Annotated in this window: 10 protein-coding genes; 7 read left to right on the top strand and 3 right to left on the bottom strand. The window is 66.6% G+C overall.

What is annotated here, in order from left to right; translation table 11 throughout:
- Nucleotides 1–147: 147 nt before the first annotated feature.
- Both ACWEO2_RS43870 and ACWEO2_RS43865 read right to left on the bottom strand, forming a co-directional pair.
- Nucleotides 148–1,443 (bottom strand): D-arabinono-1,4-lactone oxidase, encoded by a 1,296-nt coding sequence (locus tag ACWEO2_RS43870; protein ID WP_452410805.1) that lies wholly within the window; start codon nt 1,441–1,443, stop codon nt 148–150.
- Between the two features lie 55 nt (nt 1,444–1,498).
- On the bottom strand, nt 1,499–2,173 hold the full coding sequence (locus tag ACWEO2_RS43865; protein ID WP_452410804.1) for a TetR/AcrR family transcriptional regulator: 675 nt from the start codon (nt 2,171–2,173) through the stop codon (nt 1,499–1,501).
- 117 nt (nt 2,174–2,290) lie between these two features.
- On the opposite strand from ACWEO2_RS43865, the gene ACWEO2_RS43860 reads away from it, so the two are divergent.
- Entirely contained in the window at nt 2,291–3,790 is a 1,500-nt protein-coding gene (locus tag ACWEO2_RS43860; RefSeq protein WP_452410803.1) for an MFS transporter, read from the top strand.
- 79 nt (nt 3,791–3,869) lie between these two features.
- On the opposite strand, the gene ACWEO2_RS43855 is transcribed toward ACWEO2_RS43860, so the two are convergent.
- Nucleotides 3,870–4,982, bottom strand: coding sequence for a lipase family protein (locus ACWEO2_RS43855; RefSeq protein ID WP_452410806.1), 1,113 nt, complete (start codon nt 4,980–4,982; stop codon nt 3,870–3,872).
- Between the two features lie 319 nt (nt 4,983–5,301).
- Between ACWEO2_RS43855 and crcB the strand changes: the two genes are divergently transcribed.
- The 6 genes from crcB to ACWEO2_RS43825 all read left to right on the top strand — a co-directional run bounded on the left by crcB (nt 5,302) and on the right by ACWEO2_RS43825 (nt 10,812).
- Nucleotides 5,302–5,715 carry a fluoride efflux transporter CrcB gene (gene crcB, locus ACWEO2_RS43850; protein ID WP_452410802.1) on the top strand — a complete coding sequence of 138 codons (414 nt, stop codon included), beginning with the start codon at nt 5,302–5,304 and terminating at the stop codon, nt 5,713–5,715.
- A gap of 33 nt (nt 5,716–5,748) precedes the next feature.
- Nucleotides 5,749–6,123 (top strand): DUF190 domain-containing protein, encoded by a 375-nt coding sequence (locus ACWEO2_RS43845; RefSeq protein ID WP_355188254.1) that lies wholly within the window; start codon nt 5,749–5,751, stop codon nt 6,121–6,123.
- Complete coding sequence (locus tag ACWEO2_RS43840; protein ID WP_452410801.1) at nt 6,120–6,482, top strand: fluoride efflux transporter FluC; 363 nt, start codon at nt 6,120–6,122, stop codon at nt 6,480–6,482. The genes ACWEO2_RS43845 and ACWEO2_RS43840 overlap by 4 nt, the downstream gene beginning before the upstream one ends.
- Nucleotides 6,483–6,529: 47 nt before the next feature.
- Nucleotides 6,530–8,170, top strand: a complete 1,641-nt coding sequence (pgm, locus tag ACWEO2_RS43835) for a phosphoglucomutase (alpha-D-glucose-1,6-bisphosphate-dependent) (RefSeq protein ID WP_452410800.1) — start codon at nt 6,530–6,532, stop codon at nt 8,168–8,170.
- 505 nt (nt 8,171–8,675) lie between these two features.
- Nucleotides 8,676–9,935, top strand: coding sequence for an MFS transporter (locus ACWEO2_RS43830; protein ID WP_452410799.1), 1,260 nt, complete (start codon nt 8,676–8,678; stop codon nt 9,933–9,935).
- A 139-nt stretch (nt 9,936–10,074) separates the two neighbouring features.
- Nucleotides 10,075–10,812 carry a DsbA family protein gene (locus tag ACWEO2_RS43825; RefSeq protein WP_452410798.1) on the top strand — a complete coding sequence of 246 codons (738 nt, stop codon included), beginning with the start codon at nt 10,075–10,077 and terminating at the stop codon, nt 10,810–10,812.
- Nucleotides 10,813–10,944 lie beyond the last annotated feature (132 nt).

Raw genomic sequence — 10,944 nt, 5'->3', positions numbered from 1 at the left:
TCGTGGTGGAGCGTTTAGACGGCGCGCCGGGCGCGCCCCGTCCCGGGTCCGAGTCGTCGAAGCGCATGCGCCGCAGGCGCGAGTCTCGACGGCTCGGACGCGAGACAAAAGGGGGCCGCGAACACGCCGCGCCGCAGGCGCGGCAAATCAAACACAGCCGAGGACTCGTTCGATGTATGGGTTCGCGAAGCGGCCCTTCGGGTCGAAACGGCGGCGCACCTCGGTGAAGCGGTCCCAGTCCGGGTACCGCGGCCGCAGCGTCTCGGCGGTCTGGAAGTGGCGCTTACCCCAGTGCGGGCGACCGTTGTACTTGTCGAAAACCGCTTCGCAGGCGCGGAAATACGGTTCGAATTCCATTCCGCGATATTGGTGCACGGCGATGTAGCAGGTGTCACGGCCACCGGCCGGGGAAAGGAATGCGTCATCGGGGGCGACCCAGCGCACCTCGATCGGCATAGGCGTATCGAACCTCGTCGATAGTTCCTTGATCTCGCGGATGGCGGCGGCGGAATGCTCGCGCGGGATCGCGTACTCCATTTCGGTGAAGCGAATCAGCCGGGGCGAGGCGAAGACTCGATAGGAGCGGTCGACCTGGCGGCGGTAGCTGCCCGCGTACGCCGCACCGCGATGGATCCACGGCACCAGCCGCGGCTGCCGCTTGCCCAGCCGACACAGCGCGTCGAACGCGTAGTTGGACATCAGAATGTCGGCGAACCAGTCGGCGGCCTTGCCGCGCGGCTGCTCCGGCAGGTCGACGGGGTTGTTGCGCTTGGTCATCGCCAGCGGACTGTGCCCGAACATGTAGAACTCGAAGTGCTGGTTGCCGTCGACATAGGCGTCCAGATCCGCGAGGACCTGCTCGACCGGCACCGGCCGCTCGATCCCTTCGAGCACGAACGAGGGCACCAACTGCAAGGTGACCGCACTGACCACGCCGAGCGCGCCGACGCTGACCCGCGCCGCCCGCCAGCCGTCCGGATCGGTCTGCTCGTTCACCTCGACCCGGCTGCCGTCGGCGAGTACCAACTCGATGGATTGCAGTGCGGCCGACAGGTTTTGCAGGGTTGCGCCGGTGCCATGGGTGCCGGTGGCGGTGGCACCCGCGACGGTCTGCACATCGATATCGCCCAGATTGGGGAAGGCCAGACCGAGCGGATGCAGTGCGGTGCTCGCGGCATTGAGGGTGATGCCCGCCTCGACTCGGACGCGGCCGGTCTCCCGGTCCACGGTGAGGATGCGGTTCATCTTCGAAAGGTTCACCAGGATGCCGTCGGTTAGCACCGCATCGGTGAAGGAATGGCCCGCTCCGGCGACCCGTACAGTCTGTTCGGTGGTGGCGGCGCGGCCGATGATCTCGGCCAGTTCTTCGGGGTTGCGAGGGGCCGCAATGGCAGCCGGAGCGCACTGTTGATCCCCGGCCCAGTTCCCCCACGAGTTGGTCATGCGTCCAACTTTAAGGGACCGGCGATATGTGCGCTAGATATGTCCGATTTTTGCGCTAGCGCTTTCTGCCCGCGCAGGCGAACGACTTGGCCTGTTCGACTTCCTCATCCGTCAACGGGGGTGCCGGAAGCGGTCGGCGCGGCGTCGTATCGCTGCGTACACCGTTGAGCGCGATGGCCATATAACGCTGCCAGGAGTTCGGATTGACCGGCTTGGAGAACTCGGCGAGCGCGTCGACCATGTGGATCAGCGCGAAGAAGTCCGAGGGCTCGATATCGGGCTGCAGTGCGCCCGTGTCGCGCGCGCGATCGATGACCGCGGCGACGGTCGGCTTGATCCGGTCGCGCAACTGGGCGAAGCGGTCCATATCCTCTTCGAGTTCGAGCATCACCTCGCTGAAGCCGCGATTGGTAGCCAGGTGGGTGCAGGCGTACTCGAAGAACTGGACCAGGCCCAGCCAGGGGTCCGGATGCTGCGCGGCGGCCTCGGCGGCGACGGCGAACTCGCCGACGTTCTGTTCGAAGACCTCGGCGATCAATTCCTTCTTGTTGGCGAAGCGTCGGTAGACGGTGCCGACGCCGACTCCGGCACGTTCGGCCACGTCGTCGAGGGTGATCTCGAGTCCGTGATCGGCGAAGAGCTGGCGGGCTGCCTCGACGATCCGCTGCTGATTGCGGGCGGCGTCGGCACGTAGACGCCGAGGTGGAGGCACGGTAGTGGCGTGATTCACAGGAACATCCTAGCAATAAGCGGGATTAAGCGGAGGTGTTGTCTCCGTTATTGTGTTAGCTTAGACCGGTAAGCGGAGGAGGTACCTCCGCATTGAGACTCGAGACAAAGGGGACACATGACTACCACGTTGGACCGTGGGGCACCCGCCCCCGAGAAATCTGACTCGGGCCGCCGCGGCTCGCATGCCCTGCGCTGGTGGGTGCTCGCCGTACTCGGCGTGGCTCAGCTCATGGTGGTGCTCGACGCGACCGTCGTGAATATCGCGCTGCCCGCAGCGCAACTGGACCTCGGTTTCAGCGATGGCGACCGGCAGTGGGTCGTCACCGGTTACGCCCTTGCCTTCGGCAGCCTGTTGCTGCTCGGTGGCCGACTCAGTGACCTGTTCGGCCGGCGCAACACCTTCATTATCGGCCTGGTCGGATTCGCCGTCGCCTCTGCGGTCGGCGGCGCCGCGACCAGCTTCGAGATGCTGGTCGCAGCCCGGGTCGGGCAGGGCGTCTTCGGCGCATTGTTGGCACCGGCCGCGTTGTCGCTGCTGACGGTCACCTTCACCGAACCCTCCGAGCGCGCCAAGGCCTTCGGCACCTTCGGTGCTGTCGCCGGTGCCGGTGGCGCGATCGGCCTGCTGCTCGGCGGCATGCTCACCGAATGGGCGTCGTGGCGCTGGGTGATGTTCGTCAACCTCGGCTTCGCCGCGGTCGCGCTGGTCGGCGCGGTGCTGCTGCTGGCACGACATGTGGTGACCGAGCGGCCCAAGCTCGACGTCCCCGGCACCGTCGTGGTGACCGCCGCGCTGTTCGGCATCGTCTACGGTTTCTCGCACGCCGAATCCACCAGCTGGACCAATCCGGTCACCCTCGGCTTCCTGATCGGTGGCGCGGCGCTGCTCGCGGCGTTCGTGGCGATCGAGACCCGGGTGGCGCATCCACTGCTGCCGCTGCGCATCGTCTTGGATCGCACCCGCGGCGGTTCGTTCCTGACGGTATTCGTCATGGGCATCGGGATGTTCGCGATCTTCCTGTTCCTGACCTACTACATGCAGCTGAGCATGGGCTACTCGCCGATCAAGACCGGTCTGGCCTTCCTGCCGATGGTGGCGGGCATGATTGCCTCCTCGACTACGGTGCCCTCGCTGCTGATGCCCAAGGTCGGTCCGAAGATGGTGGTCGCCGGTGGCTTCCTGGTGGCCGCACTCGGTATGGCATGGCTGACCCAGATCGGCCTGGACAGCAGCTATGTCGGGAATATCCTGCCCGCGCTGATCCTGATGGGTCTGGGCCTCGGTGGCGCGATGTCGACCGCCTTCCAAGGCGCGACGGCCGGTGTGCACCACGAGGACGCGGGTGTGGCCTCGGCGATGATCAACACCAGCCAGCAGGTCGGCGGTTCGATCGGCACGGCGCTGCTGAGCACCATCGCTGCCTCTGCCGCGACGGATTACCTGTCCATGCACCAGCCCGGTCCGCTGGCGATGGCACAGGCGCAGATCGAGAGCTACACGACCAGTTTCTGGTGGGCCACCGCGATATTCGTGGCCGGTGCGGTCATCACCGGATTGCTGATGCCGAATACGGTGCCAGCGCCATCCGAGGGTGAGCCGGTCATCGTGCACTGAACTGTTCCGCTCGAACAGCACAGCGCCCGCGTCAATGATGACGCGGGCGTTGTGTTTTCGGTGCACCGGTAATCCGGTATCAGCAGTTGCTCGGGGCCGGAAGTCCGGCGAAACGATCGGACAGATAGGCGAATGCCCGTGGCGCGCCGATGAAGATCGCCGAGTTGTGGTCGGCGCCCGGGATCAGGTCGAGCAGCACCGGGGTGCCCGCCGCGCAATAGCGGCCCATCACGTCGCGGGCCAGCCAGGGGTCGACCTCGTCGTTGGTGCCGTGCCATTCGTATATCGGCGCGCGCGGTACGCCGGAATAGGTCTCCAGACTGTTGTCGTCCATGACCCCGATCGCGCTCGCGTCCGCGTCGAACGGCGAGCCATTGAAGACATCGTCGAAATCCATATTCGCGCCCGCCGCGATGATCTCGCTGGTGCAGGCGTTGGCGACCTGATCGCGCAGTGCCCATCCCGTCGGATTGAGGAACCGTTCCATCGCCAGCTGGGTCGGGTATTCGCGCTCCAGCCCCATCCCGGCGGCGAAACCGAGGCCGAACAATCGGTTCGGTGCCTGGCCGACCTCGCGGGCGAGTTTGCCGATATTCACCGGCACGCCGCCCTGCGCCACCCCGACGATCGGCAGTTCCGGCGCGTACTCGGGGGCGAGCGCCGCCGCGAATCCGGTCGCCGTGCCGCCGCCGGAGTATCCGGTCATGCCGACCGGGCTGCCCGCGAGATCGGCTGGTGGGAAACGTTTTACCGCCCTGATGCCGTCGAGTGTCAGCATGCCGCCGAGGCGGCCCGTGCCGTAGGCGCTCGTCGGGCCGAGATGATCCGGAACGGCCACCGCCCAGCCGCGGGCCAGCAGCACATTGAGCAAGGGCGCCTCCTGCATTCCGCCGTCGAAAAGGCTGTGCGAGGGCGCGCACTGCAGGCCGAGCGAATTGATGGCCGATTGATACGACACCAGCGGCCGATCGAGTCCGCCGCCCACCGGTAGCAGCACCGTGGTGACGGCCGCAATGGGATCGCCCGCCGAATTGGTCGACCGGTAGAGCAACTGCCAGGCCGTCGCGCCGGGGAAGCCCGTCGCGGCCACCGGCCTGCTGCGGATCACATCGCCGGGCTGGAAGTTGCCCACATCCGGTGGCGCCCAATAGAAACCGTCCGGATCCGGAATGGGATAGGTCGGCTGCGCCATGGCGGGCGGTGCGTAACCGAGTCCGGCCAGCGCGGTCGCCAAGATCGCGACACCGAGTCGCCGGAACGACGGTCGCCATGTCCGACGAATCGATCTGCCGAACAGTTGCTGGCACCCGGTTCGGCGGCCTGCCACCGTATTCCGATGTGCGTTGGGTACAGCCCGTCGTGCCGCCATCATCGCTCCCGACCTGTCTCCGTAGGGGTAGGTGGGAACTTCGGCCAAACCTTCCAGGCATTCGTACGTGCTCCGGGGTGCCATGTCAACGAACGGCGCTGTTCATGGCGTGCGCCGTCGTCCCGGATATGTGGATCATCCGGTGACCGTTAGCATTGCGCCGGTGGTGCTCGTGGTGATCTGCCTCGGCGGTGGTCTCGGTGCGCTGCTGCGCTATGCCATCGGCGCGTGGTGGCCGGGGCAACCGCATCAGGTCCCCTGGTCGACGTTCACGATCAACGTCATGGGATGCTTTGCGATCGGAATTCTGATGGTTCTGATCACCGAAGTCTGGGTAGCCCACAGACTGCTGCGCCCCTTCCTCGGTATCGGATTCCTCGGCGGCTTCACCACTTTTTCCACCTACGGCGTCGAGGTTCGTAGACTGCTCCAATCGGGTGCCACGGTCGAGGCGCTCGGCTATCTCGGGGGGACGATGGTGGCGGCATTGGGGGCGGTCGTGCTCGGCATGACTGTGGCACGGTGGGCGGCTGGTACGGCACGACGAACGAGTTGAACAGTGGAGAGCACGACGGAAGGGGGTCAGGCGATGAGTGATTCACCGGCGGGCACTGGTCCGGCCGCGGGACAGTGGCAGTCTGCGGCGCGACTGACGATCCTGCTCGACGAGGACGACAAGTGGCGGCACGGCCCCCTGCATCACGAGATCGTGCGACGTGCCCGCGACGCCGGACTGGCCGGAGCCAGCGTGTGGCGCGGAGTAGAGGGCTACGGCGCCTCCTCGCGCATCCACACCAGCCGGATCCTGGATCTGGCCGAACACCTACCCGTCCTGGTGATGGTCGTCGACGAGGTGCAGCGGCTGCGGACCTTCGTGCAGCAGAATTCCGAGGTGCTCGCCGGGGTGAACGTCGTGCTGTCCGACGTCGAGATCTGGCATCCGACACTGGGGGTCGCCCGATGATCGTCCTGCTCGTCGTCGTGGGTGGCATGGTCGGCGCGCCCGCCAGGTACCTCATCGACCGTGCGGTTGCCGCGCGATTCGAATCTCTGCTGCCGCTGGGCACATTGACCGTTAACATTGTCGGTTCGGCGTTGCTCGGTGGACTGATCGGCGCCAGTGCGAACAGCTGGCTGTTGGCCACCGCGGGAACAGGCTTCTGTGGTGCGCTCACCACATTCAGCACCTTCGGCTACGAGACGATCCGCCTCGCCGTCGAGGGCGCCTACGCGTATGCGTCGGGCAATGTGGTGCTCAGCGTCGTCACCAGCCTGACCGCGGTGTACGCCGCCGCGGCCACGACCCGGTGGTTGTGGCCATGATTTTGATGACGAGCCGGGCGCAGCCGACACGGAAGGGAGACCCGAGCATGGCCCATGATCGAGCCGGGCGACCCGCGCGTCCCTCCGACCTCGAGGACATCGCGCGTCTGGTGACGGCCTACTACAGCCGCATCCCGGATCCGGCCGATCCCGCACAGCAGGTGGCCTTCGGTACTTCGGGGCATCGGGGTTCGAGTCTGGACTGCGCGTTCAACGAGGCGCACATTCTGGCGATCACCCAGTCGATCGTGGAATACCGTGCCATGCGCGGCATTACCGGTCCGGTCTATCTGGCCCGCGACACCCACGCACTCTCCGAGCCCGCGTGGACCACCGCGCTCGAGGTGCTCGCCGCCAACGATGTGACCGCGATGATCGATGCCCGCGACCGCTACACCCCGACACCCGCCCTGAGCCATGCGGTGCTGCGCCACAATCGTGGCGGCGCCAAACATCAGGCCGATGGCATCGTCGTCACGCCCTCACACAATCCGCCGCGCGACGGCGGCTTCAAATACAATCCGCCGCACGGTGGTCCGGCCGATACCAGGGCCACCGACGCCATCGCCACCCGCGCCAACGAACTGTTGCGCGGCGGACTGGCCGGTGTGCGGCGGACCACGCTGCGGCATGCGCTGGAAAACGGCGTCGAGCGCTACGACTACCTCGACCACTACATCGCCGATCTGCCGAATGTGTTGAACCTGGACGCCATTCGTGGTGCCGGGATCCGGCTCGGCGCGGATCCGATGGGCGGGGCCAGTGTCGACTACTGGGAGGAGATCGGGCAGCGCTACGACCTCGAGCTCGAGGTCGTCAACCCGTTCGTCGATCCGACCTGGCGGTTCATGACCCTGGATTCCGACGGCAAGATCCGGATGGATCCATCCTCGCGCTATGCGATGGCCTCGCTGATCGCCATCAAAGACGACTACGACATCTCCACCGGCAATGACGCCGACGCGGACCGGCACGGCATTGTCACCCCCGACGGTGGTCTGATGAATCCGAACCATTTCCTCGCGGTCGCGATCGAATATCTCGTCGCGAACCGGATGGGCTGGGACGCGCTGACCAAGATCGGCAAGACGGCGGTGAGTTCGTCGATGATCGACCGGGTGGTCAGCGTGCTCGGGCGTGATGTGTACGAGGTGCCGGTCGGCTTCAAATTCTTCGTACCCGGATTGTTCAGCGGCAGTCTGGCTTTCGGCGGTGAGGAGAGTGCGGGCGCATCGTTCCTGCGGATGGACGGCACCGTGTGGACCACCGATAAGGACGGCATCCTGCTCGCCCTGCTGGCGACCGAGGTGGCCGCGGTCACCGGTCAGAGTCCGTCGGCGCGCTACGTCGAACTCGAGAAGCGCTACGGCAGTCCCGCCTATGCGCGGATCGATGCCGCCGCGACCCCGGAACAGAAAGCGTTGCTCGCGAAGTTGACACCGGACATGATCACCACAAAGGAGATCGCCGGTGAGCCGATCACGGCGGTGCTCACTCGAGCGCGCGGCAATGGCGCGCCGCTGGGCGGATTGAAGGTCACCACGGAGAATGCGTGGTTCGCGGCGCGGCCGTCGGGGACCGAGGACAAGTACAAGATCTACGCGGAGTCGTTCCAAGGGCCCGAGCATTTGGCACAGGTGCAGGCGGCCGCGGAGGAAGTGGTGGGGCAGGCGCTGTCCGGTGAGTGATAGATCGGTTACGGGTTCGGCCGGGGCGTCGGGTTCGGCGGATTTGGTGGGTTCGCTCGGTTCGTCGGGGGCAGTGGGTGCGCCGGGTTCGGTGGTGTCGGGGGGTTCGGCGAGGGCACGAGGTTCGGCGGAGACAGGGGGTTCGGCGCGGGCATGGGGTTCGGCAGAGACGGCCGGGGCGTCGGGTTCGTCGGATTTGGTGGGTTCGCTCGGTTCGTCGGGGGTAGTGGGTGCGCCCGGTTCGGTGGTGCCGGAGGGTTCGGCGAGGGCACGGGGGGCGGCGGAGACGGCCGGGGCGTCGGGTTCGGCGGATTTGGTGGGTTCGCCCGGTTCGTCAGGGGAAGCGGGTGCGCCCGGTCCAGTGGTGTCAAAGGGTTCAGCGAGGGCACTTGGGTCGGCGGAGACAGGGGGATCGGCGAGGGGGTTGGGACCGACGGTGGCGTCGGGTTCGATCGGGGGGCCGGGTGGGGCTGCTGCTGGATCGAGCGGGGCGGCGTCCAGGGCCTTGCCGGTCGAGATCTGGGTGTTGATCGGCGCATCGTTTGTTATCGCCGTCGGATTCGGTCTGGTGGCACCGGTGCTGCCGCAGTTCGCACGTGGGTTCGGGGTCGGTGTCGCCGCTGCGTCGGCGATCGTCAGTGCGTTCGCCCTGATGCGGCTGCTGTTCGCGCCGGTCAGCGGTCGATTGGTACAGCGGCTGGGGGAGCGGTCGGTCTATCTGGGCGGACTGCTGATCGTCGCGGTGTCGACCGGGGCGAGTGCGTTCGCGCAGAGTTACTGGCAGCTGCTGGTGCTGCGATCGGTGGGCGGTGTCGGGTCGACCATGTTCACCGTATCGTCGCTGGCGCTGGTCATCCGGATGTCACCGCCCGGACAGCGCGGCCGGGTGTCCGGGCTGTGGTCGACGAGCTTTCTGATCGGATCGGTGAGCGGGCCGCTGGTCGGCGGTGCGCTCGCCGGGCTCGGGCTGCGGGCACCGTTCCTGATCTACGCGGGCGCGCTGCTGCTCGCCACCGCCGTGGTCTATGTGAACCTGCGACATTCGACCTTGGCTGCCCCCGAACCCGTTGACGGGCTGCGGTTGATGTCGTTTCGCGAGGGGCTGTCCCGGTCGGAGTACCGCGCGGTACTGCTGTCGAATTTCGCCAATGGCGCTGCCGTATTCGGCGTGCGAATGGCGTTGGTGCCGCTGCTCGTTGTTGAAGTACTGCATCAGAAACCGGGTATGGCCGGTGTGACACTGACGGTGTTCGCCGCGGGCAATGTCGCGGTGCTGTTCGCCTCCGGCAGGCTCTCCGACCGATTCGGTCGCAAGCCGTTCCTGATCGCCGGATCGCTGATCTGCGCGATCGGTACCGCAGGACTCGGTATTGCGGCTGACCTGCCCTGGCTGTTGGCGACCTCATTCGTGGCCGGACTCGGATCGGGCATGTTCACCCCCGCCCAGCAGGCGGCCGTCGCGGATGTCATCGGACCGAAGGCTCGCGGCGGCCCGGTGCTCGCCGGGTTCCAGATGGCCGCTGATCTCGGCACGGTCATCGGCCCGGTCGTGGTAGGCGCGGTGGCCCAACACTTTTCCTACGGCCTAGCACTCACCCTCACCGGTGCCCTCCTCGCCGTAGCCGCCGCAGTCTGGTCCCTCGTCCCAGACCCCCTACACCGCCGAGCCACCGATACCACTACCCCACCCGACCACATCCGCGGCCCCGACGAAGCCGACCACCTCCTACTCGACAACCCCCCCAACACCACCCCCCACCCCTAACCCCACAAAGCAGTTGGACGTTTGTTCACCATGCGCTGGTGCAGGACTGCTCTCGACGTTTACCTGCACCAGTGCATGGTGATCATGGTCCAGGCCCCCTCGGGGGTGGGGGCGGGGTGGGGTGGGGCAGAGTGTGGGGGTGAGCGAATCGGGTTCGAAGTACACGCCGCGGCCGGTGTCCAATGTGACCACGTATGCGCTGGGGGGCGTGGCGCTCGTGGTCATTGTGTTGATCGTGATTCTTGCTCTTCGGTGGGGGCGTGATGATGCCTCGATTCGTAATGACGGGTATGGGGCGGTGCACGATGCGGCGGTGACCGTGGTGTTGGACCAGAAGAGCGGTGCGATTCTGCTCGGTCGCGGGGATGCGTCGAAGACCATCGACGTGTACGAGGATCCGCTGTGTCCATCCTGCGGTGCGCTGGAGCGGCTCTACGGTCAGGAGATCGCGCAGAAGATGGACGAGGGCAAGCTCGCCGTGCGCTATCACCTGGTGACATTCCTCGATCCCAAGTCCAAGAGCAAGGACTACTCGACCCGCGCGGTGGCGGCGAACGAATGTGTCGCGGAGACCGGCTCCGGTCCGGTGTACTCGAAGTTCCACGCCCTGCTGTTCACCTCGAAGCAGCCGAAGGAAGGCGGCGCGGATCTCAGCAATGAGGATCTGACGAATGTCGCGAAGGAGGCGGGCGCGTCGCTGGAGGCGGTGCAGTGCATCAGCACCGGCGCGAAGCTCGACGCGGCGAAGATCCGCGCCCAGATGGCGCGTGCCGCACTGACCGATGCGAATGGCGAGGTCGCGACGCCCGCTGTCTTCGACGGCAAGGACAAGGTCGACGTGAACAACCACGAGTGGGTGGTCGACCTCACCAAGTGACCGGTTCGTGGCGGGGGGGGGGGTGGGGGGGCCCCCCCCGGGCGGGGGGTGGGGGGGGTGGGGGGGGGGGTGGTGCGGGTTTGGGGGGCTGTAGGGGGCGGACCCCCCCGACGGCGGCGAGGCCCCCCCCCC

This window comes from Nocardia sp. NPDC004278, from assembly GCF_053602975.1.
This window is presented reverse-complemented; position numbering and strand designations above follow the sequence as displayed.